At 42.9% G+C, this 22,351-nt stretch carries 21 protein-coding genes and 1 riboswitch; of the genes, 19 read left to right on the top strand and 2 right to left on the bottom strand.

All coding sequences use genetic code 11. The features are described 5' to 3' along the window. Position 1 precedes the first annotated feature (1 nt). Entirely contained in the window at positions 2–304 is a 303-nt protein-coding gene (locus EJP82_RS12560; protein ID WP_127192412.1) for a DUF3055 domain-containing protein, read from the bottom strand. Positions 305–376: 72 nt separating this feature from the next. On the opposite strand from EJP82_RS12560, the gene EJP82_RS12555 reads away from it, so the two are divergent. The 5 genes from EJP82_RS12555 (at position 377) to EJP82_RS12535 (ending at position 4,350) form a co-directional block, all read left to right on the top strand. Next, on the top strand, positions 377–556 hold the full coding sequence (locus EJP82_RS12555; RefSeq protein ID WP_127192411.1) for a hypothetical protein: 180 nt from the start codon (positions 377–379) through the stop codon (positions 554–556). After that, positions 547–1,551 (top strand): HRDC domain-containing protein, encoded by a 1,005-nt coding sequence (locus tag EJP82_RS12550; protein ID WP_127192410.1) that lies wholly within the window; start codon positions 547–549, stop codon positions 1,549–1,551. Before EJP82_RS12555 ends, EJP82_RS12550 begins: the two co-directional genes overlap by 10 nt. 190 nt (positions 1,552–1,741) lie before the next feature. Beyond that, positions 1,742–2,728, top strand: coding sequence for an ABC transporter ATP-binding protein (locus tag EJP82_RS12545; RefSeq protein ID WP_127192409.1), 987 nt, complete (start codon positions 1,742–1,744; stop codon positions 2,726–2,728). Positions 2,729–2,731: 3 nt separating this feature from the next. Then, on the top strand, positions 2,732–3,520 hold the full coding sequence (locus tag EJP82_RS12540) for an ABC transporter permease (protein ID WP_127192408.1): 789 nt from the start codon (positions 2,732–2,734) through the stop codon (positions 3,518–3,520). A 38-nt stretch (positions 3,521–3,558) separates the two neighbouring features. Next, positions 3,559–4,350 (top strand): ABC transporter permease, encoded by a 792-nt coding sequence (locus EJP82_RS12535; RefSeq protein ID WP_246054078.1) that lies wholly within the window; start codon positions 3,559–3,561, stop codon positions 4,348–4,350. A gap of 84 nt (positions 4,351–4,434) precedes the next feature. Here EJP82_RS12535 and corA read toward each other — a convergent pair whose 3' ends face one another. After that, positions 4,435–5,370, bottom strand: a complete 936-nt coding sequence (gene corA / locus EJP82_RS12530) for a magnesium/cobalt transporter CorA (protein ID WP_127192407.1) — start codon at positions 5,368–5,370, stop codon at positions 4,435–4,437. A gap of 453 nt (positions 5,371–5,823) precedes the next feature. Further along, positions 5,824–5,954: riboswitch (SAM riboswitch) on the top strand. 116 nt (positions 5,955–6,070) lie between these two features. Here corA and metA point away from each other — a divergent pair. The 14 genes from metA to EJP82_RS12465 all read left to right on the top strand — a co-directional run bounded on the left by metA (position 6,071) and on the right by EJP82_RS12465 (position 22,307). After that, a complete protein-coding gene (metA, locus tag EJP82_RS12525) occupies positions 6,071–7,006 on the top strand; it encodes a homoserine O-acetyltransferase MetA (protein WP_127192406.1) in 936 nt (311 codons plus the stop codon). A gap of 16 nt (positions 7,007–7,022) precedes the next feature. Continuing rightward, positions 7,023–8,210, top strand: a complete 1,188-nt coding sequence (locus tag EJP82_RS12520; RefSeq protein WP_127192405.1) for an aminotransferase class I/II-fold pyridoxal phosphate-dependent enzyme — start codon at positions 7,023–7,025, stop codon at positions 8,208–8,210. Beyond that, the gene (locus EJP82_RS12515) at positions 8,203–9,387 is read left to right on the top strand and encodes a trans-sulfuration enzyme family protein (RefSeq protein ID WP_127192404.1); all 1,185 of its coding nucleotides are present in this window, start codon (positions 8,203–8,205) and stop codon (positions 9,385–9,387) included. Before EJP82_RS12520 ends, EJP82_RS12515 begins: the two co-directional genes overlap by 8 nt. A 151-nt stretch (positions 9,388–9,538) precedes the next feature. Continuing rightward, on the top strand, positions 9,539–10,675 hold the full coding sequence (gene mqnC, locus EJP82_RS12510) for a cyclic dehypoxanthinyl futalosine synthase (RefSeq protein WP_127192403.1): 1,137 nt from the start codon (positions 9,539–9,541) through the stop codon (positions 10,673–10,675). Positions 10,676–10,793: 118 nt separating this feature from the next. Continuing rightward, a complete protein-coding gene (locus tag EJP82_RS12505; protein ID WP_127192402.1) occupies positions 10,794–11,705 on the top strand; it encodes a putative sporulation protein YtxC in 912 nt (303 codons plus the stop codon). 457 nt (positions 11,706–12,162) lie between these two features. Then, a complete protein-coding gene (gene thrS, locus EJP82_RS12500; RefSeq protein WP_127192401.1) occupies positions 12,163–14,100 on the top strand; it encodes a threonine--tRNA ligase in 1,938 nt (645 codons plus the stop codon). Between the two features lie 323 nt (positions 14,101–14,423). Continuing rightward, entirely contained in the window at positions 14,424–15,101 is a 678-nt protein-coding gene (locus tag EJP82_RS12495; protein ID WP_281278194.1) for a 3D domain-containing protein, read from the top strand. 117 nt (positions 15,102–15,218) lie between these two features. Beyond that, a complete protein-coding gene (locus tag EJP82_RS27955; protein WP_170220181.1) occupies positions 15,219–15,386 on the top strand; it encodes a hypothetical protein in 168 nt (55 codons plus the stop codon). A gap of 178 nt (positions 15,387–15,564) precedes the next feature. Then, entirely contained in the window at positions 15,565–16,536 is a 972-nt protein-coding gene (gene liaF, locus EJP82_RS12490; protein WP_127192400.1) for a cell wall-active antibiotics response protein LiaF, read from the top strand. Positions 16,537–16,540: 4 nt separating this feature from the next. Continuing rightward, on the top strand, positions 16,541–17,596 hold the full coding sequence (locus EJP82_RS12485) for a sensor histidine kinase (protein ID WP_211350096.1): 1,056 nt from the start codon (positions 16,541–16,543) through the stop codon (positions 17,594–17,596). Next, entirely contained in the window at positions 17,580–18,239 is a 660-nt protein-coding gene (locus EJP82_RS12480) for a response regulator (RefSeq protein WP_127192399.1), read from the top strand. The genes EJP82_RS12485 and EJP82_RS12480 overlap by 17 nt, the downstream gene beginning before the upstream one ends. 147 nt (positions 18,240–18,386) lie before the next feature. Beyond that, positions 18,387–20,000: a S1C family serine protease gene (locus EJP82_RS12475; protein WP_127192398.1), complete on the top strand. Its 1,614-nt coding sequence runs from the start codon at positions 18,387–18,389 to the stop codon at positions 19,998–20,000. A 158-nt stretch (positions 20,001–20,158) separates the two neighbouring features. Next, entirely contained in the window at positions 20,159–20,848 is a 690-nt protein-coding gene (locus EJP82_RS12470; protein WP_127192397.1) for a response regulator transcription factor, read from the top strand. Between the two features lies 1 nt (position 20,849). Next, positions 20,850–22,307 carry a sensor histidine kinase gene (locus EJP82_RS12465; RefSeq protein ID WP_127192396.1) on the top strand — a complete coding sequence of 486 codons (1,458 nt, stop codon included), beginning with the start codon at positions 20,850–20,852 and terminating at the stop codon, positions 22,305–22,307. Positions 22,308–22,351: the final 44 nt, after the last annotated feature.

Below are 22,351 nucleotides of genomic sequence, written 5' to 3'. Positions count from 1 at the left end.
TTTAATCGGTAAAATAGGGCTCACCAACGACTTGATATAGAAAAATACGCAACTCGTTAGCTTCTTCCTCATTGATCCCGAATACATGCTCTATATATCCTTCTTCATCCAAATCATCGCTACCAAGGATAGCGGTCTTACCGTTCTGTAGATCGGCTACGAGCTTCTTTCCATAGAAACGTCCTGTGGTGGTGACAGCCAGATCGAATCGTTTCAGTGAGTGACCGATAAAAGTTACGAACCTTGTGGAGGTACTCTCCGTACTATCGGATAAAAAATCTAAATCTTTCTGTGGATCAGTCATTTCATATACCTCCTAGAGAAAGTTAGGTTTGTAGTCATTATAACGGAAAAGCATGTCTTGTGGGGAATGTTCATGATTATTGACAGCGCAGTAAAAAATGTTATTATTAGGAATAACAGTATACAGACGGAGGAAGCACCTTCTCTTGCGAATTTGCAAGCGGGTGCTTTTTTGCGTGTTTATAAGACGCGTATACCTGACTTCTTATTCGTTACTGAAGCATGTAAGGAGGCGAAAGGATTATGCGAGTGATGTTCTTAAACAGCTTGGAGAAGAAGGACAATGTAGGCGTTTCAGTTGCAGCGCAGGTGTGGATCGGAGAGGAAGACGGATCCTGGCGGATCGGGTGGAATGAAATAATGGAGGGGGAGGAACAGGAGTATATTTGGTACGAAGGTGTGTCTTGGTCAGAGATGCTACATGTGTATCGCCATCATCTTGTTATGAAGATGAGTGAAGGCTTTCGACCGATTGTTGAAGGGATTTGGGATGAGAGAGAGGAACTACGTGGACGAGGTATGGCCGCTCAGAAGTTAGTTTGCTATAGCGAAATGAATGGTAATGAACCGTTATATCTAGAACTATGCTCATGGCGGAGAAAGAAGGCTTCTTCGGAGCGTAAAGCCCCGTATCTGATTGCGAGTAACCGGTTGCTACGAATGATCAGTGTATTCCGCCCGCAGACAGTAGAAGAATTACTCCAGTTGCCTGGTGTAGGAGAGAATAAGGCGAAAGAATATGGCCCTGAACTACTGGAGCTGACTCTAGTTTCTGAGCGATCAACGTCCTTTCCACTGAGTTGGGTTGACCTTGAGCTTGATGAGGAAATATTTCGTTCCTGGCTTTACAAGCAGAAGGAAGCCAAGTTCCGAGTAGAGATGGAGAAATTCACTACTCGTAGAAACGTACTGGAATGTATTAACGAAGGTCTTGGTGTGGAACAAATTTCTTTACGTGCGGGTATTGAACGAAGAGAAGCCGTGGAACTTCTAGAGGAATTAGAGAAGGACGGATATAACACGGATAATTTAATAGAGACAGAATTAATGGAGATGCCAGAGGGGGAACGTACAGCCGTCTGGAAGGCGTACGAAGAAATAGGAGATACTTTTTTGAAACCTGTATTGCAACGGGTATATGGACAGGAGATGGCAGAAGGAGTTAATTTGGAAAAGTTATATGAACAACTTCGCTTGATTCGCATACGTTATCGCCGTCAAAGAGAATCAATCCGTAGCGCGGGGTAGGTTATCCTCGACCTCAGAGCCAAGCTAGTTCCGGGAGATTTCCCTGTGCTTGCTTGGCTCTTTTTGTATAAAAATTCACATTGTATTTTTATGACTTAGGTGTAAAATATGAGTGAAAATGTGATTAGGAAAAGTATTTTTTGTGCCTTAAAATGCAATCGTTTGCACGAAGGTTTAAGGGGGACTAGTATTGATCGAAGTCAAAGGGTTATCTAAGTATTATAAACTTGTGGAGAAGAAACCGGGTTTATCAGGAGCGGTACAGGGATTATTTGCACGAAAATATTCGATCAAAAAAGCGGTGGATGATATCAGTTTTGTGATCGACCAAGGTGAGATGGTTGGATACATAGGGGCTAATGGTGCAGGTAAGTCAACCACAATTAAAATGTTGTGTGGAATCTTAACTCCCTCTTCAGGTGAAATTACCGTTAGTGGTATTGTCCCTTACAAAGAAAGAAAGCGCAATGCATCCAATATCGGTGCAGTATTTGGGCAACGGACTCAATTGTTCTGGGATATTGCTGTTCGTGAATCGTATGACTTACTGAAGCATATTTATGAAATTCCACAGCATCAATATGAGAAGACTATGGATCTATTTACTGAAGTGTTAGATCTGGGGCCGTTGCTCGGAATCCCAGTACGTCAACTGTCTCTGGGGCAAAAGATGCGGTGCGAGTTGGCGGCAGCATTTTTACATAGTCCTTCTATTGTTTATCTTGATGAGCCGACCATTGGGTTGGATGTAGCAGTAAAGGTGAAGATCCGTCAATTCATTAAGGAAATGAATCGAAGTATGAATACGACCGTCATTTTGACCACACACGACATGCAGGATATTGAGGAGATTTGTAAGCGAATTATCATCATTGATGAAGGGAAAATCCTTTACGATGGCAGTATCCAATCGATTAAGGACCGATATGGACATAAGCGGATCATTCATTTTGAAATGGAGCAAGAAGGTGAATTTACGCTACCTGAATCTCTATTAGGCAAAGCTGAATTCACCGCCCATGAAGCGGGAGTGGTTAGCTTATCATTCAGCAATCTTATCATCACCGCAGCAGAAGTTATTTCTGAGATGTTGAGATTTTATCACATTAGAGATTTAACGATTGCAGATTCTAGGATCGAAAGTATTGTGCAGGATATTTACGAGCGGGGGATTTAGAAGATGCGTAAATATTGGGAAATGGCGAAGTCGCAAATTCAACTAGATACCGCATACACAGCTTGGTATTGGGCAAGAAGTGCTTCGATAATCATGAGAATGCTCATTATCTATGCATTCTGGCATGCAGTGTATGAGAACCGCACTACAATTAGTGATATGCCTTTGGATACGATGATTACTTATATTGTGCTCGCGACATTATTAGGAAATTATGTGTCAGGAGTTGGTGGACAACTTGCCAACCAAGTTCGAGATGGAAGTGTCGCCATTGAGCTGATGCGTCCATACAATCTGCTCGACAAATTGGTCGCACTAGATTTAGGTAGTAAGATATCAGGAACCATCCGCGAAACATTTCCGCTATTACTTGTAGCTTTCCTATTCCTACATATTAACTCACCCACATCATGGTTATCGCTCTTATTGTTTATTATCAGTGCATTATTAGGCATCTTCATTGGAACACAGCTCGATCTCATCATAGGAATTTTAGCATTCTGGTTGCATTATGTATGGGGGCTCAGAGTACTTCGCGACGCAATTTTGGCTTTCTTTTCTGGGGTTCTTGTTCCAATTACTATGTTTCCTTCATGGTTACAAATGGTCAGTAATTTTCTACCTTTTCAATCGATGGTTTATGTGCCGGTCGCAATCTATACTGGTCAAATTGAGGGGATTGCTGCACTTCAGGCTATAGCGATACAGCTAGTATGGCTGGTTGTCATTATTGTAGGCATACGGCTGGCTTGGTCTTTCGCGATACGGAAGGTTACGATTTTCGGGGGCTAACCTAACACATATGTACAAAACGCAAGGGGAGGATCATCGTGCGGAGATACTCGAAGCTCTATTGGCAATACTTTAAAGCTCGGATAAAAGTGATGATGGAGTACCGGGTCGATTTTCTGATCGGAGTGATGTCTGTCTTATTTGTGCAGGGAACATCTATTTTGTTCATTGCATTAGTATTTCATAATGTGGATACCATTCACGGCTGGACATTCTATCAATTATTGTTTATTTTTGCGGTGGCTATGCTAGGTCGGTCACTGGAGCATACATTCTTCGATAATTTATGGACGTTAGGCTGGCAATATATACGGCCTGGAAATTTTGATAGATTATTAGTACGTCCGGTCAATCCACTCTTTCAAATTATAGCTGAGCGAGTTCAACAGGACGGAGTTGGCAGTTTCTTAGTGGGAATAATTGTGTTGTTTACGGCTATCCCACATTTGGAGTTACACTGGGGAATAGCAGAAGTGATGTTACTTATCGTCATGATTATATCAAGTGCGGCCATATTCCTAGCAGTAAACTTGTTTTTTGCTACATTATCCTTCTGGATGGTCGATAGTCTACCGGTTATGTATGCCGTGCAGGGGATGAATGATTTTGCACGTTATCCGATGCAGATTTATGGAAAAGGGGTACGTTTTGTACTGACATGGATTATTCCTTACGGTTTTACGGCATTTTATCCCGCGGCATTGTTTCTAGATGGTTCTGGATTTCGGAGTATTGGGATATGGACACCGGTTGTTGCCATTGTCACGCTAAGCATAGCGTTGTTGTTCTGGAAGAGGGGACTAAGATCATTCGTGAGTACAGGTAACTAGATGAGCAAAAAAGGACGAAAGAATCTCCGAGGTTCGGGAGCTCTTTCGTCCTTTAGTATATCCTGAGTGGTATATCGGGTTCCTTCATATCCAGTCACGTTTGCGGAACAGGTAGAACATTCCTGCACCGAGAGATATCATAATGCCAAGCACGATAAAATAACTATATTTTCCATGGAGTTCAGGCATATTATCAAAGTTCATTCCATATATACCAGTAATCAAAGTAAGGGGAATAAATATCGTCGTGATGGCTGTAAAGACACGCATGATTTCATTCGCTCGATTGGCGATGGCTGACTGATAGGCTTCACGTAAGTTGCCCACCAATTCTCGGAACGTATCAAAGTTTTCAGATATTTTTACAGCATTCTCATAAATGTCACTGAAATACTTCTGCAATTGGTCATCGATTAGACGCAAATCTTTTTTATTTAAAATATTAATGACTTCTTTTTGTGGGCCGAGTACCTTTTTGAGCCAAAGAATCTCGCTTCGAAGTCCGATGATTTCACTCAGATGTGAGCGTTTGGTATGCATGAGGATATCTTCCTCAAGCTTCTCAATTTTGTACTCAATCCGGTCACCCACAGTAAAATAGTTATCAACAACAAGGTCAATAAGATAATACAGGAAACGGTCGGGTTCGTTTACTTCCTGATCCCAAAGAATGGGTTTCACCGCCCGAAGCTCGTTAATCTTCTGCTTCGTTACAGTAATGATGTAATGTCGTCCCAGGAAAAGGTTCAGCGAACGTAGAAAAATCTCCTCGTCGTCATAACGAATGCTATTAACTACAATAAAATAATGGTTGTCATACGTTTCAATCTTAGGACGTTGTTCTTCTTCTGTAAGACAGTCCTCCACGGCCAAATCATGCAACGAGAAGAGCGGCTGCAATAATGCCAAATCTTCTACGTCTGCGTCAATCCAGTAAAACCCTTCTTCTGGAGCGACTGTCGTAATTTCTATATCTTCGACAGTGGTGAATACGCCTGCTTGTACGTGACGAATTTTCATTTGATTTCCTCCCTTTCCCCGTTGGTTTAGTTCGGGGATACGCTTGATTAGAGCAAGGGAAAGAACACAGCAGTCCAGTCGCATCCTCAAAAAGAGGCTATCTATAATAGTGACCGGAAAATGAAGAGCCCCATTCTATCCGTGAGCGCCCTGCTGGTTTCTTTCCTATGCAATTGTTCTGAAGTAGTTCTCTGCGGACTCGGGTCGCCTTCCATTTTCTGGTTCACCTCTTTACCTTAAGAATTTGAAACACTTGTCTAGTATAACGCCGCCAGATGAAATGTTACAAGCTTTAAAGTATCTTATTTCCTTCCCCCCAGTATATGGTCGAGAATAAGTAGAGGTGTTATATTTTTGTTAAGAGTTCTTGACGGGAAGTGGCATTATACATTAAAGTGATTTAAAGGGATTTTAATGTGATATTTATCCCTGAGTCATAATTTAATAAGCGAAATCTTATCAAGAGCAGGTGGAGGGACAGGCCCGATGACACCCGGCAACCGGCGATTTATCGTACGGTGCTAATTCTTGCAGAACCGAACTCTTTGTGACCACTACGGTCCTCGGTTTCTGAGAGATGAGAGAGGCGCATTCAGGAAATAGATGACGACCTTTCTTTAACGAGATAGGTCTTTTTTTGTTACCCGGATACTCTCCAAATCGGATCAACAACTAACCGTCAAAAAGGAGTGAAGAAATTATGCCTATTAAAGTACCAGATCATTTGCCAGCGAAAGAAGTGCTCGTGAATGAAAATATCTTCGTTATGGATGAGAGTCGGGCGTATAAGCAAGATATCCGTCCCTTGCGGATTGCGATTCTGAATCTGATGCCAACGAAGGAAACAACGGAATCTCAAATTTTACGACTGCTTGGAAATACGCCGCTACAAGTGGAGATTGTACTGCTTCACCCTCGTTCTCACACTTCGAGAAACACATCGGCAGAACATCTGGAGATGTTCTACAAAACGTTTGAAGAGATTCAGCATCGGCGTTTTGATGGCATGATTGTGACGGGAGCTCCGGTTGAAACAATGGAATTCGAAGAAGTGAATTATTGGGAAGAACTACAGGAAATCTTTGAATGGAGCAAGACTCACGTCACTTCCACATTGCACATTTGTTGGGCTGCCCAAGCGGGACTTTATCATCACTTCGGTGTTCGTAAAGTTGACTTACCGAAGAAGTGTTTTGGTGTATTTCAACATCGTATTAACATTCCTAATGTTAAATTGTTGTTCGGATTTGATGAAATGTTTAATGTACCTCACTCTCGTCATACAGATGTTGACCGCAAGGATATTGAGGCGGTTACTGAACTTGAAATATTAGCAGAATCGGATGGCGCAGGCATCTATCTTGTTGCAACCAAAGACGGTAAGCAGATTTTCGTGACGGGTCATTCAGAATATGATCCTAATTCCCTGAAGTGGGAGTATGACCGTGACATCGCGAAAGGACTTGAAGTTGACCTGCCAGTCAATTATTATCCGAGCAACGACCCTTCACTAGCCCCACCTTCGACATGGCGTGCTCATGCTAACTTATTATTTTCCAATTGGCTCAATTACTATGTGTATCAGGAAACACCCTATGATATAGATCAACAGGTCGAATTTATTTATCACATTTAATCTGGAGGGATAGTTAGTGTCGGATAAAGAGTTGCGTATCGAGAGCAGGTTAGCACAAATTGGTTCAGTAGAGGAGCCGGTAACAGGGGCAGTGAATTATCCGATCTATCAAGCGACTGCGTTTCGCCATCCTCGGCTGGGACAGAGTACGGGTTTCGATTATGCGAGAACAAAGAGTCCGACCCGCAAGGTGTTGGAAGATGCTTCTGCGTTATTAGAATCGGGAGATGCAGGATTTGCCTGTAGTTCCGGTATGGCGGCACTACAAACCGTTTTCACCTTATTCTCACAGGGAGATCATTTGATTGTATCGCTCGATTTGTATGGAGGGACTTACCGTTTATTGGAGAAGATTCTGTCTAAGTATGGTGTAACCGCCTCTTATGTTGACACTAATGACCTAGATGCCATTGAAACCGTTCGTAAACCTAATACAAAGGCAGTGTTTATTGAGACTCCAACTAATCCCCTGATGATGGTGACGGATATCGAAGCGGTATCGCTTTGGGCTCGTAAACACGAGATCCTTACGATTGTTGATAATACGCTACTCACGCCATATTTTCAGCGGCCGCTTGAGCTTGGTGCGGACATTGTCGTTCATAGTGCTACGAAATACTTGGGTGGACACAATGATGTGCTAGCGGGATTGATCGTGACAAAAGGCGAGAAGCTCTCCGAGGAGATTGCCTTTCTGCACAATTCTATTGGCGCAGTACTCGGGCCGACTGACTCTTACCAGCTAATGCGCGGCATGAAGACACTTGCGCTTCGGATGGAGCGTCATGAGAGCAACGCACTAGCTATGGCTCATTATCTGGAGAAGCATCCGCAGATTGCAGAAGTGTTTCATCCAGGGCTTCCACAACATCCAGGATATGAAATTCAAAATAAACAATCGAGCGGAAACACCGGTATTTTCTCATTTAAAGTGACTGATTCTCGTTATGTTGAGCCGGTGCTTCGTCATCTGAAGTTGATTGCCTTTGCGGAAAGCCTGGGTGGAGTTGAATCGCTTATGACATACCCTGCAATCCAGACACATGCTGATATTCCGCTTGAGATTCGTGAAGCAGTTGGAGTGGATGATCGCTTGCTTCGGTTCTCGGTTGGTATTGAGCATATAGATGATTTGATAGAGGATCTAGGACGGGCGCTCGAAGCTGCACGGGTCGAGGTTGAGGGAGGATTAGTTCATGAGTGATGGTTCGGGGCACAATGGGAATTCAGTAGGATCGGCTAAGAAATTTGATACGAAACTGATTCATTTTGGTAATGAAGTGGATAGTACCACTGGTGCATCTAGTGTACCGATCTATCAGGCTTCGACATTCCATCACCATGATATTTTCAATCCACCGGAATATGATTACAGTCGCTCGGGAAATCCGACGCGCCAAGCATTAGAAGATTATATCGCTGTGTTAGAAGGTGGCAAGCGCGGATTTGCCTTTTCCAGTGGTATGTCAGCCATTTCGACTACATTTATGCTGCTCTCTGCCGGAGATCACATCATTGTAACGGAAGATGTCTACGGCGGTACATATCGACTACTGACAACGATACTGAGCCGAATGGGGATTGAATCTACGTTTGTTGATATGACGGAAGTAGATCAAGTAAAAGCGGCGCTTAAACCAAATACGAAAGCCGTATATATGGAGACTCCATCTAATCCAACGCTGAAAATTACAGATATTACGGAAATTGCGACTTGGTGTAAGGAACATAATTTACTTAGCATTGTGGACAATACTTTTATGACACCCTACTATCAACGTCCGATTGAGCTCGGGGTTGATATTGTATTGCACAGTGCAACCAAGTTTCTTGGTGGACACAGCGACGTGCTTGCCGGTCTTGCGGTAGTGCGTACAGAGTCACTTGGACGGAACTTGAAATACATGCAGAACGGTCTTGGAACAGTATTGGGAGCACAAGATTCATGGCTACTAATGCGTGGGATGAAAACATTGTCTGCTAGGATGGCACACAGTGAAATCAGCGCTCGTAAACTTGCTGATTGGTTATGTTCTCGTAGTGATATAGATGCGGTGTTCTATCCTGGATTGCCAAATCATCCGGGTCGCGAGATTCACGAGAAACAGTCTACTGGATACGGTGCGGTGATTTCTTTTGATGTTGGTTCTGGTGAGCGTGCGAAGCAGGTACTTAATGCAGTAAAACTTCCGATTGTTGCGGTTAGTCTTGGTGCAGTTGAGAGTATACTGTCTTATCCAGCGATGATGTCCCATGCTTCCATGCCGAAGGAGGTTCGGAGTGATCGGGGAATTACCGATGGCTTACTCCGTTTCTCTGTCGGTCTTGAAGATATTGATGATCTGATTGCTGATTTGGAACATGCATTGGACAATAACTAACTGAGTATTTCGGAGATTTTCGTTTCATAGCAGGCACCCGATCTAGGACTCGGGTGCTGTTTTTCTGTGTATATTATGTTACGATATTAGCCATAAACTATTATTTCTTTCAATATACTTACATTATATAGAAACAAAGGAGGCAGGCCGTGTGACTGCAATTGATAATATATTAGATAAGGCGATTCAAGGACAGCGTTTGACCCTTGAGGATACGATACAATTATTCGAATCCAACGAAGTTGAAAAAATGGGACATACTGCTAATATATTGATGGAGCGGAAGCATCCTGAGCCAGTGACAACATTTGTCATAGGCCGTAATATTAACTATACGAACGTATGTGATGTTTACTGTCGGTTCTGTGCATTCTATCGTAGACCTGGTTCAGAGGAAGGATATGTCCTTCCAGATGAGGTTATTTTCCAGAAAATTCAGGAAACAATAGATGTAGATGGAACGGAAATTTTGATGCAAGGTGGTACGAATCCAAATCTGTCATTCAGTTACTATACAGATCTGCTCAAGGCCATTAAGGTTCGTTTCCCAGACATTACAATGCATTCTTTCTCTCCTGCGGAGATTATGAAGATGAAGGAAGTCTCGGATGGTCTCACTCTTGAAGAGGTTGTACGTCAAATTCATGCAGCGGGGTTGGACTCACTGCCTGGTGGTGGAGCAGAGATTCTGGATGATCGTACACGTCGTAAGATCAGTCGCCTGAAAGGCTCCTGGACAGACTGGATGGACGTAATGAAAACCGCGCATCGTATTGGTATGAATACAACAGCGACGATGGTGATCGGATTAGGCGAATCGATGGAGGAACGGGCGCTTCATTTAATGCGTGTCCGGGATGCCCAAGATGAATGTATACAGAACGGATATGATTCCGAAGGTTTTCTAGCATTTATCCCGTGGACCTTCCAACCAGACAATACAAATCTCAAACAAGAGAGACAAACACCTGAGGAATATTTGAAAACAGTAGCGATTAGCCGGATCGTTCTCGATAATATCAAGAATATTCAATCTTCTTGGGTAACAATGGGCCCAGAGGTCGGGAAATTGTCTTTGCAATATGGTTGTAATGACTTTGGTAGTACAATGATTGAGGAGAACGTGGTCTCGTCTGCAGGTGCAACTTATAAGGTTAACATCGAGTCGATTACCGAACTCATTCGTGAAGCGGGCAAAATTCCTGCACAGCGTAATACTCGGTATGAAATCCTGCGCGTATTCGATAAGGGAAGTTTGATTGAACGCGACTTTACTATGCAAAATTAACAATAATTATTCGTAGAGTTTCACTTTTACGTACTGCATTTCTTTCCATGAATCGCCCCGTATATCCGTTTCCTCCGCACCATATACTTTGGAGAAGGAAGTGGAAGGGGGCGAGTGCATGGATTTTTTTGTGATATGTGCAAAATTAGATTCTGCGGAGTCGGGAAATTTGTTACCCGGATACATTGACGGAGCTATAGATGAGTTATATAAGGGAAAAGAGCGAACGGATACTTCATATACACAGGATGGAAAGCTGATTAGAGCTGCAATAGCTGTTCATGATATAGGTGAAGGTGATATCCCGAGGAAAGAATGGAACGTGATGCTGCTACAGGGATTAGCTCAGGCACTTGCAAAATATATTGTGGATGTTAGAGAAGCGAAAATTGTCGCGGAGGTCATTGCAACAGAGTACTCCTTATCTTCTCCAGAGCAATTGAAGGCAGTCAAAGAGTTAAGCAGCAGACTACTCGGTACAGGGAAGGACAGTCTAGAGGCACGAAATCTACGGATTATGGGGATCAAGGAGTCCTGTTTCATGTATCTAAAGGAAAGTAAGTCTTTTCATGTGGATGGATTTATTACTTTTCGCTTGAAGGATTATAAGTCAAAGTTAAAGGAAACCGTAGACTTTGCTGTTGACGAGTACCTACTTGATAAACAGTACGAGGAATTTATTGGATTGCTCCAATACTTCGTTTACTTCCAAGAACCACTGACACCCTTGGTTCACCTAATGCATATACGCGGTAGTGAATTCAGTATTCTAAATCAAGAGTTCGCAACAGTAAGCGTCTCTGCTGTAAGTGGTGTGGTGGCAAGAATAGCTGATCAGGAACTTGAGATGGAAGATATTGTTGTTAGCACACTTATTTCTCTGTCACCTAGCCGTATTGTGATTCATACTCGTGACCCGGAGGTTGTAATTATTTCCACCATACGGCGGATTTTTGGCGATAGGGTGGAACTTTGCTTACTCTGTCCACAGTGCAATTTAATACATCAAGGAGCTAGACATAGCGATTAAGTGGTATAGCTAGCTAAATAGGGAAGCTTATGTGTGTGGATTAATACATACTGACAGCTTATCTTGACGGTAGAATACGATAGCATTATAATTACATGCATAGTGACTTTTTGAACAAACTTTAATAGCGTTGACGAAGATATGGACCAATGACATTGAACTGTACAGAGAGAGGGAACATTTGGCTGGAATTCCCTTGAGATTCGGTTTTGGTTTACCACTTTGTAGCTGCTTTTCTGAACACGGATGGAGTTGAGCTGTTACCTAACTCTATACGCAATTAAGGAAGGCCGGGTCATTGCCGTTATACGATGCCGAATAAGGGCTTGCCACTAGTTAGTGGAGAAGTCGAATGAGGGTGGAACCACGGGTATATAACGCTCGTCCCTTTCCGGGACGGGCTTTTTGTATTGTCCGCTTCGGGCGATCAGATATCATTTTATAGGAGGAAAACAAAATGGCAGTATCAATTTCTTTGCCGGACGGTTCGGTCCGGGAGTATGCAGAAGGTAGCACTTTGGAGGATGTAGCGGCTTCAATTAGTAGTGGATTACGTAAAAATGCGGTAGGTGGAAAGATAAATGGAGTCGTAGTTGACCTGAACACCAAACTTGAGGATGGTGCGTCTGTTGAGTTAATAACGTTTGATTCCAAAGATGGTTTGGAAATGATGCGTCATAGTTGTGCTCATTTGCTAGCTCAAGCGGTGAAAAGACTGTTTGGTAACAAGGAAGTTAAACTTGGTATCGGACCGGTTATCGAAGATGGTTTTTATTACGATATGGATTTGGAGCATTCCCTTAATCCAGAGGATTTGCAAAAAATCGAGAAAGAAATGGAACGTATTATTGGTGAAAATTTACCGATTACACGTAGAAATGTGAGCCGGGAAGAAGCGCTTGCTATCTTTGCTGAGCTTGAGGATCCATACAAACTGGAATTGATTCGTGACCTTCCAGAGGACAGCATTATTTCCATTTACGATCAAGGTGAATTTTTTGACCTATGTCGGGGGCCTCATGTACCGTCCACAGGTAAGATCAAAGTATTTAAGTTGCTTAGCGTTGCTGGTGCCTACTGGCGCGGTAATAGTGACAACGTAATGCTTCAGCGCATTTACGGTACAGCTTTTGTTAAAAAAGCCGAGTTGGACGAGCATTTGCACTTGCTTGAGGAAGCTAAAAAGCGGGATCACCGGAAATTGGGTAAAGAGTTGAATATCTTTACTTTCTCTAATCTCGTTGGTCAAGGGTTGCCGATCTGGCTTCCAAAGGGAGCTACACTGCGCCGCACACTTGAACGTTATATTGTTGATATGGAAGAACGTTTGGGATATCAACATGTTTATACACCTGTCCTAGGTAATGTTGAACTTTATAAAACATCCGGACACTGGGAACATTACCAGGAAGATATGTTCCCTAAAATGGTTCTTGATAACGAAGAATTAGTCCTTCGTCCGATGAACTGTCCACATCATATGATGGTATATAAGAGCGATATGCGTAGCTACAGAGATCTACCGATCCGTATTGCTGAGCTTGGTATGCAACACCGTTATGAGATGTCAGGAGCTCTGACAGGGCTACACCGGGTTCGGGCGATGACACTCAACGATGCTCATATTTTCTGCCGCTTAGATCAAATCAAGGACGAATTTACACGCGTACTTGATCTAATCAAACAAGTATACAGCGACTTTGGGATCAATGATTATCGCTTCCGCTTGTCTTACCGTGATCCGAAAGATACGGAGAAGTATTTCGCAAACGATGAAATGTGGGATACAGCGCAACGGATGTTACGTGAGGTTGTTGAAGAAGCGGGACTACCTTTCTTTGAAGCTGAAGGTGAAGCTGCTTTCTACGGACCGAAGCTCGACGTACAGATCAAAACAGCTCTTGGCAAGGAAGAGACACTTTCGACCGTACAGATCGACTTCTTACTCCCAGAACGATTCGAATTAGAATATGTCGGCGACGACGGTGCGAAACATCGTCCAGTCGTATTACACCGGGGTATTCTCGGAACGATGGAGCGTTTCTCAGCATTCTTGCTTGAGAACTTTGCAGGTAACCTACCTTTATGGTTAGCGCCGGTTCAAGCGAAGGTGATTCCTGTTTCGGGTGCTTTTGAGGGTTATGCACGTGAGGTTCAAGAGAAACTTCAGGCAAGTGGTATTCGGGCAGAGAGTGATCTGCGCAACGAGAAACTTGGATATAAAATCCGTGAAGCTCAGTTAGAAAAACTACCTTACATGTTCGTTATTGGTGAGAGTGAACAAAGCAGCGGTAGTGTCTCCGTCCGTAAACGGGGCGAGGGCGACCTCGGCGCTAAACCGTTGGATGAAGTCATCGAAATGCTCCGCAGCGAAATTGCTAACCATACCATCTAGAACAAATTGAGCTATGTTTAAATTGCGGGACAAGTGAAACCAGTTTGAATCTGGAGAAGCGTTAGTGATTTTTAATTTGATTCACCGATTGGGTGAAGAAAGTAACGTTGAGGAAATTTGGAGCTTAAGAAGCGAACGCGTTCGCCTTTATCCTCGGATTTCATCCGCTAAAGCGGAATAAAAACAAGAAATCTGCGGATAACAGCGATCGAAATCCCAAATTTTCTCGTAGTTACGATTAGTTCACCACATACCATTCACTTAAATAATGTATGAAATTTGACGCATATGGAAATCCTTCGTAATAAGGGGGAGATTTTCATATGCGTCAAACTGTTATGTGGTACAAAATTGGTGTAGGAGTTATCTTGACTTTTCTGCTCACTATTTTGCTGACTTCTGACAACATAATCCAAGCTAATAACAATCCATCCATATATTCATACGCTGGACATTATGAGTCCGGCAAAGGGTTCAAATCGAATTGGACGATAGTAAGACCGAATAGGATGACGGAACGTCATGAGCTTGATGTGTTGTCGATTGAGACAAAAGAAGAACCGATCGTCGAGAAAAAAGTGGTTAAGACAGTAAAAGTAATGGCTACAGGATACACAGCAGGTATTGAATCAACCGGAAAACGACCTAGCCATCCACAATACGGTATTACATATTCTGGGGTTAAGGTTCGCAGGGACAAAAACACGGTTTCTACCATCGCTGCTGACTTGAAAGTGTTTCCTTTAGGAACGATTCTGTATATTCCAGGATACGGTTATGGGGTAGTAGCTGACAAAGGCTCGGCCATTAAGGGTAAGAAAATCGATCTGTACTTCTCCACTACTAAACAGGTATATAAGGAGTGGGGGAAGAAAGAAGTTGAAGTACAGGTAATACGTAAGGGTAGCGGTAAACTGACGGAGGCCATGCTTAAGGAACTAGGGAATGTAATGGAAGTCAGTAAGGAAATTCCTGAGGACTTATGGGACAAAGTCATTTGATGTTGTAATCTGCATATTTTAACCTCAAAATTCGCATAATACGGTTTGTAGTGCTTTCTGACACGTCATCATTAGACGCAAAGGGAACACTGTATTATAAAGGTGGAGGTGAAATATATGCCGAATCAAAACAACAATAACAATAAGGCTGCTTCTCCGGGATACAAAACACCGAATGAGAAGTATAACGCTGAATTCGCTGAGGAAACAAATGCAACAATAGCTCAGAAAGCAAAGGCTTCCCGTAACGCTGTTTCTAATCAGAATTCCCAAAAACAAAAATAATGAAATAGAGTAACTAAGAGCGCCTTTGCAGGCGCTCTTTATTTTTATGTAAATTATTGGAGCGAACCTCGGTCTACAGACTGAGGAAGATTCCATCTCTCGTCGCTGTTGTCCTACATTAGAATGATGTAAACTGAAATTAATAAAGATTACGTTGTAATACATGGAGGGATATATAATGAGGGACGGAAGATTTATAGGCGGAATGGTTCTGATAGGAATAGGTGCTTTGTTCCTGCTCAACCAAATGGGAATTACAGATGTCAGTATCGGTTACTTATTTTCTACGTATTGGCCGGTATTTTTGATATTAGGAGGCTTATCTCATTTATTAAATGGAAACCGAATGGGTTCCAATTTTGTTGGTAGTGCTATTTTGATCATTATTGGTCTTTATTTTCTGGGTAGAAATACAGGATACCTTTATTTGTCACCAGGTGAATTCTTTCGATATTTCTTCCCAGTTCTGCTGATTATCGGAGGAATTAGTGTATTGTTTAAACCTCGTTCTCATGATCGTAGTGAGAGTAAACGTGATCGTCGTGATCGCAAACGAGATCGCAAACAAAATTGGAATAATGAATTCCCACCTCCTGGACCGCTTGATCCACCGATCAATCCAAGGTTTCATCCGGAGATGGAATCTCCACTAGACTCGATCTTTGATGATGCAGGTATAGAAGATCCTAAGAAGAAAGAGCAGATGAAGCGGGAGAAATTCTCACAGAGTCAATATGGAATGGGATCATCTTCATCTTCAGGAAATGTAGAAGTGCTTAATAAATCCGGATTTATTGGAGATGTACACTTTGGTCAAGAGTACTTTCAATTGCAACCGATGAACATTTCTCATTTTATTGGGGATACGATTATTGATTTAACTAAAGCGCAAATACCATATGGTGAGACTAAGATCAATGTGTCTGCCTTTATAGGTGATGTTAAGGTGTTCATTCCTGATGATATGGATATTGGGATTACAGTGACTTCTAGTGCCTTTATTGGCGATTTAAAAGTATTGACACAGAAACAAGGCGGCTTCATGAGTAGCGTTCAAGCCCAGTCCCCTTATTATGGTGAAGCAGGTAAGAAAATCAAGCTAGTTGTGAGCGTATTTATTGGCGATGTTAAAGCTAATATGGTAGGTTGATATCATGATGGTGCAGCGTATTTTAAAAAACACAAAATGGGAGCTTCTGTTTTACTTTTTACTTACGGGCAGCATTACAGCAGCTGCCCTTTACATCGGGTCCATCTCGAAGATTATTGTGGTGAATGATGCTCGTGTGTGGATTTACGGTATGGTAGGGAGTGTCATTGTAACGTTTGTTATTGGATATATTGCTGGACAACGCATTCAACGACGAATTGATTTGTTACACTTAAATATGCTTCAAGTGGCGAAAGGAAACCTTTCGGTCAGAATGCCAGATACAGTGGATCAATCCTTCTCCAGTGTATACCAGGAATTCAACAATATGACGGCTACGGTTGAGAAGAAAATGCAGTTATTACAGCAGCTTGGTGAACAAGAAGTAGTGGAAAAGGAGCAGGCTGCTGAGACCGCTGTACTTGAAGAAAGACGACGGCTCGCTAGAGATTTACACGATACGGTAAGCCAGCAGTTGTTCGCTATTCATATGGCGGCTTCCTCATTACCTAAGGTACTGGTGACTAATGAAGCGCAAGCAAAAATCGTGCTGGATCAGTTGATTCAAATGTCAAATTCTGCACAGCGACAGATGCGTGCCTTGATTGCCCAACTTCGTCCAATGGAACTTGTTGGCAAGACATTAGCAGAAGCCCTGGATCAATGGTTCCCAGACTACTGCAGGCAGAATGGTCTGAAGGGCATGAAGGATATGGACCTTCAAGGAGATTTGTCAGAAGCCAAAGAACATCAATTATTCTTGATAACTCAGGAAGCAATGGCTAATATCGTTAAACATGCCGGTGCAAAACTTGTCAGCCTTTCACTTCGTGAAGGGCCCCGTCAGGTTGTGCTTAGTATTAGTGATGATGGACAGGGATTTAGCAGTTCATATCAGAAGCAAGGTTCTTATGGCTTATCGACGATGAGAGAACGAGCGGAGAAGTTAGGTGGCCATGTTGAGATTATTAGCAAACCGGGTGCTGGAACAACAATACGTGTACATATACCGAAGTTTGAGGAAGGGAAAAGGGGAGAAGAGGATGAGCGAGAAGATTAAGATCATGATCGTTGACGACCATGATATGGTGCGTATGGGACTCAAAACGTATTTGATGTTAGATCCTGGATTCGAAGTGATTGCTGAGGCTACTGACGGCAAGGAAGTAGTCGAAATGTTAGACAATGGGATTCCAGAAGGGCTACCTGATATTATTCTAATGGACCTTATGATGCCGATCATGAATGGAGCAGAAGCCACTAAGGAAGTACTTCATCGTCATCCTGGCTTGAAAATTGTGATTCTTACAAGTTTTTTAGAGGACGACCTTGTTGTACAGGCTATAGAGGCGGGGGCTGTCAGTTATGTGCTGAAGACGGTATCGGCGGAGGAACTTATCTATGCACTGCAAGGGGCTTATAGGGGAATGCCCGTTATGACGGGCGATGTTGCCCAAGCCCTAACCCGAGGATTGCGACAACGCTCGGTTCAAGGTGATCATTCGGGTATGACCGGACGTGAGAAAGAAGTTCTCCTATTGATCGCAGAAGGAAAGAGTAATAAAGATATAGCGGAGGAATTACATATTAGCATCAAAACGGTAAAAACCCATGTCAGTAACCTATTGATGAAGTGTGAGCTTGAAGATCGTACACAACTCGCGATTTATGCGCATCGACAAGGCTGGGTCACCCGTTCGTAGACTAAACATAAACATATTTTTTGTGTAAAAGGTAGGCTTTTATCTCCTTTTTAATTGTTTTTAAGGTGCTCTTAAGGTTTATGGTACACAATAAGAACATAAATAAACAACAACCCCTGCTAAACAGGGGAAGGAGGTATAACTACAATGGATGATAACAAAAACAAACCTGAACCAACCTTGGGAGAGAACGGAGATAATAAACCTCAAGAGTCAACTGGATCAGACAACTCATATTATTATTCCTACGGGCCTTTCCAATCTTATAGTAGAGATCGAGAGGAATCACGTGATGAATTATCTTACGAGCGCCAACAACCAGAAGAGGTTGAAGTCGTGAGACCACAACCGATTAAACCGATTTCCTCAGCCTATGATATTCGACCTTCTTCTTCGGAAGGAACTAGAGCATCATCAGGTGGTGCTGGAACACCACCGGGAAAGGGAACTGGTAATTGGCAATATAATCAGAAGCAGCCCAAAAAAGTGTCATTCAAGAGCGTGATTGCCGGAGGTTTGGCAGGTATGCTAATTCTTCTCGGAGGCATGGTTTATGCCGATACGCAAAATCTGTTCACAGGTAATGAGGCGGCTGTAGCACCGGCAGTATCATCTTCTGTATCCGGGTCGCAAAGTAATAGTTCGGGGTCGTCGGCTTCTAACGTCTTATTCCCAATGACAAATCCTGGAGACGTTACGAGTGTAGTACAACAGGCTTCAGCAGCGGTTGTCAAAATCGAAACTTTGGTGAAACAAAGTAAGCAAAGCAGTAGCCAAAGTCCTTATAGCACTGATCCGTTCTACCAATATTTCTTCGGTGGAGGCTCGTCAGGTGGTGGTAGCACCGACAACAACAATGGAGGTACTTCATCTGGCACAGACCAGCTGGTTCCGACGGGAATTGGTTCCGGTTTTATCTTTGAAAAAGAAGGATATATACTGACGAATGAGCATGTGGTACATGATGCTGACGTTGTTCAAGTCACATTGCAAGACTCAGAGAAGCCATATGAAGCTAAGGTGCTCGGTACAAGTTATGAACTTGATCTAGCAGTGCTTAAGATAGAAGGAAACAACGATTTCCCTTCCATTCCTTTGGGCGATTCTGATAGCACAGAAGTTGGTGAATGGTTGGTTGCGATTGGAAATCCACAAGGATTTGATCATACCGTAACAGCGGGTGTACTAAGTGCCAAAGAGCGGGGCGGTATTACAATTGCTGGTGAGAATGGAGAGAAAGATCGGGAGTACGAGCATTTACTACAAACAGATGCTTCCATCAACCCGGGTAACTCTGGAGGACCGCTGCTTAACTTGAGTGGGGAAGTAGTTGGGATTAACGTAGCAGTTAGCTCGGATGCTCAAGGTATTGGCTTTGCTATTCCAACGTCTACAATCAATGAAGTACTCGATAAGTTAAAGAACAATGAGAAGATTCCACAAAAACCAGTTCCATTTATCGGTGCATCCCTAATGACGATGACGAGTGAAGTTGCTAAGCAAATGGGTACGGATGTGGAAGAAGGATCCGTTATTTCAGAAATTGTCTACAAGTCGCCTGCGTATAATGCAGATCTTCGACCTTACGATATTATTACAGGTGCTGATGGCAAGAAGCATGCTACCAAGGAAGATTTGATCGAATACATCCAGAAACAAGAGGTTGGTACTGAAGTGACTTTCAATGTAGTTCGTGATGGCAAAACCATCGATCTTAAAGTAACCATTGGTGATAAGAACGATTTTTCCAATTTGGAATAATGTGATTGTTCTGGCCTAAAGTGTTGCAAGAGGCGGCAGGGCTTTATGTCCTACCGCCTCTTATTCGTTTGTAATCATTTTTTTTGATAAAATAGGAATAATGAAGATGTGGGCGAACTGTACCCAATTGTTATCGCCTTAGTAGAGGAGAGTTTACGATGAGATCCGGAATATTAGTTATTGATGACGATGAAAAAATCACATCCATGTTGCGAAGAGGATTGGCCTTCGAAGGATATGATGTACATATAGCGAACAATGGGACAGAAGGACTGTCAAAGGTATTGGCGGTTGATCCGGACTTGATCATTCTGGATGTCATGATGCCAATGATTGATGGCTTTGAGGTGTGCCGAAGATTGCGTGAGGGGGGGAGTACGGTTCCTGTCTTGATGCTGACGGCTAAGGACGAGGTGGAGAACCGAGTGAAGGGGCTTGATATGGGAGCTGATGATTATTTGGTCAAGCCGTTTGCACTTGAAGAATTGTTGGCTAGAGTTCGTGCCTTGTTGCGGCGTAAAGAACCAGCGGGAGAAACAGCGGGGCAAAGACTTTCCTTCGAGGATATTATACTCGATCTTGATTCACGTGAGGTTCTACGGGCGGGGCAGCGCCTTGAACTAACTGCCAAAGAATTCGAGTTGTTATATTTATTCATGCAGAATCCTAAGAGACTTCTGACAAGGGATTTAATCATGGATAAAATATGGGGATATGACTATAGTGGCGAGTCTAATGTACTGGAAGTTTATATAGCGATGTTACGACAAAAAACGGAAGAGTATGGCGGCAAGCGAATTATACAAACTATTCGTGGAGCTGGTTACATCCTGAGAGGAGATTCTTGAGGTGTCGATAAGACTTCGGCTGACTGCTTGGTACACAGGTATATTGGGCGTTGTGTTAATTCTGTTTGGAGCATCGATTTATGGGCTTGTTTGGTATAATACTTTTCATGAAGTGAAGAATCGCGTTGAAGAACAAGGAGCACAGATTGCTAAGGAAAAAACGGTTGGTTTTTCACAGGGATTAGACCTCAGGTTGGAGCTGAGTCAAAGGATTCGGCTTGAAGATGCACGTATTTTCTGGCAACTCAATAATTATGTTAAAGGTACTTTAGAAAGATCACAAGGGATGCTCGACCGAGAGATGGTATTTCCGGTTCCATCCATTGAAGATATAGGTATGAAGGGCGAATTCCAAAATGTGTCGATTAACGGTAATTCATATATATTGTATGAACGCCCCCTTGTTATTGAGAATATTATCGTAGGCTCGCTACAGCTTGCAGCAGATACCAATACAGAACATCGTTTAATGGTTCGATTGAAGAATATGCTGATCGTAGGTTCATTCGTTTCGATTGTGGTTGCGAGTACGTTCGGGCTGTTTCTTGCAAGAAAATCTATGGCACCGATTGGCAAAGTGATCGAGGCCGCAAGTGGTATTCAGACGGGAAATGATCTCAGTGTAAGAATTGATTATGAGGGTCCAAACGATGAGATAGGTCAACTGATCGGGACAGTGAATAACATGCTGGAGCGTACAGAGGTATTTTATAGAGAACTGGATGAAGCTTATGCGACTCAACGGCGTTTTGTCTCGGACGCTTCGCATGAACTTCGTACCCCCCTTACGACTATTCGCGGCAATGTCGATCTTTTGAAGAAAATGTGGTCTCAGGATAAGGATGGTACAGTAGCTTTTGACGAAGAGGAGTTACGGAATATTTCTTTGGAAGCTATGAGTGATATTTCAGATGAGTCTGAACGCATGAGCAGACTGGTGAATGACATGCTGTCGCTTGCCAGGGCAGATGCGGGGCAGACAGTAGTTAAAGAACAAATACCGCTCGCTCCATTAGTGGAGGAAGTGGTTCGGCGTGCGCAATTTCTTCCTCGCAAGGCGTTGTGGCTCCAGGGTGATTTGAGTGCAGTCGAAAATACTTATATCATGGGTAGCAGAGATTATTTGCAGCAGATGTTATTTATCTTCATAGAGAATGCATTCAAATATACACAAGAAGGCAGTGTGACAATAGATGCCATTGCTGCAGATAATCAAATTGGAATTAGGATCGCTGATTCTGGAATTGGAATGGACCGTGAGGAAGTACCACATATTTTTGAGCGATTCTATCGTGCTGATCCGTCTAGAGGGATTATTCAGGGAACGGGTCTAGGATTATCAATAGCTAAATGGATCATAGATGAGCATGATGGATCTGTTGAAGTAAAAACGAAACTAGGAGAAGGTACGACGTTTGTGATTTGGCTTCCCACTATCTTTGACGCTTCGGAGGAATAGGATATAATAGAGTTGTTTCTTCCGTAAGGAAATGTTGAAACGAG

The sequence above is a fragment of the Paenibacillus anaericanus genome (assembly GCF_003994475.1).
Taxonomy (GTDB): Bacteria; Bacillota; Bacilli; order Paenibacillales; family Paenibacillaceae; genus Fontibacillus; species Fontibacillus anaericanus.
Note: the sequence above shows the minus strand (reverse complement) of the source record. Positions and strands in the feature narration are given on the sequence as shown.

Bases quoted from the DNA above. Each gene is read 5' to 3' on its own strand.
- metA (WP_127192406.1), top strand. From the start codon at position 6,071: ATGCCTATTAAAGTACCAGATCATTTGCCAGCGAAAGAAGTGCTCGTG.
- corA (WP_127192407.1), bottom strand. From the start codon at position 5,370: ATGAAAATTCGTCACGTACAAGCAGGCGTATTCACCACTGTCGAAGAT.
- EJP82_RS12495 (WP_281278194.1), top strand. From the start codon at position 14,424: ATGCGTCAAACTGTTATGTGGTACAAAATTGGTGTAGGAGTTATCTTG.
- EJP82_RS12555 (WP_127192411.1), top strand. From the start codon at position 377: ATGATTATTGACAGCGCAGTAAAAAATGTTATTATTAGGAATAACAGT.
- EJP82_RS12505 (WP_127192402.1), top strand. From the start codon at position 10,794: ATGGATTTTTTTGTGATATGTGCAAAATTAGATTCTGCGGAGTCGGGA.
- thrS (WP_127192401.1), top strand. From the start codon at position 12,163: ATGGCAGTATCAATTTCTTTGCCGGACGGTTCGGTCCGGGAGTATGCA.
- EJP82_RS12550 (WP_127192410.1), top strand. From the start codon at position 547: ATGCGAGTGATGTTCTTAAACAGCTTGGAGAAGAAGGACAATGTAGGC.
- EJP82_RS12480 (WP_127192399.1), top strand. From the start codon at position 17,580: ATGAGCGAGAAGATTAAGATCATGATCGTTGACGACCATGATATGGTG.
- EJP82_RS12540 (WP_127192408.1), top strand. From the start codon at position 2,732: ATGCGTAAATATTGGGAAATGGCGAAGTCGCAAATTCAACTAGATACC.
- EJP82_RS27955 (WP_170220181.1), top strand. From the start codon at position 15,219: ATGCCGAATCAAAACAACAATAACAATAAGGCTGCTTCTCCGGGATAC.
- EJP82_RS12560 (WP_127192412.1), bottom strand. From the start codon at position 304: ATGACTGATCCACAGAAAGATTTAGATTTTTTATCCGATAGTACGGAG.
- liaF (WP_127192400.1), top strand. From the start codon at position 15,565: ATGAGGGACGGAAGATTTATAGGCGGAATGGTTCTGATAGGAATAGGT.
- EJP82_RS12485 (WP_211350096.1), top strand. From the start codon at position 16,541: ATGATGGTGCAGCGTATTTTAAAAAACACAAAATGGGAGCTTCTGTTT.
- EJP82_RS12475 (WP_127192398.1), top strand. From the start codon at position 18,387: ATGGATGATAACAAAAACAAACCTGAACCAACCTTGGGAGAGAACGGA.
- EJP82_RS12470 (WP_127192397.1), top strand. From the start codon at position 20,159: ATGAGATCCGGAATATTAGTTATTGATGACGATGAAAAAATCACATCC.
- EJP82_RS12515 (WP_127192404.1), top strand. From the start codon at position 8,203: ATGAGTGATGGTTCGGGGCACAATGGGAATTCAGTAGGATCGGCTAAG.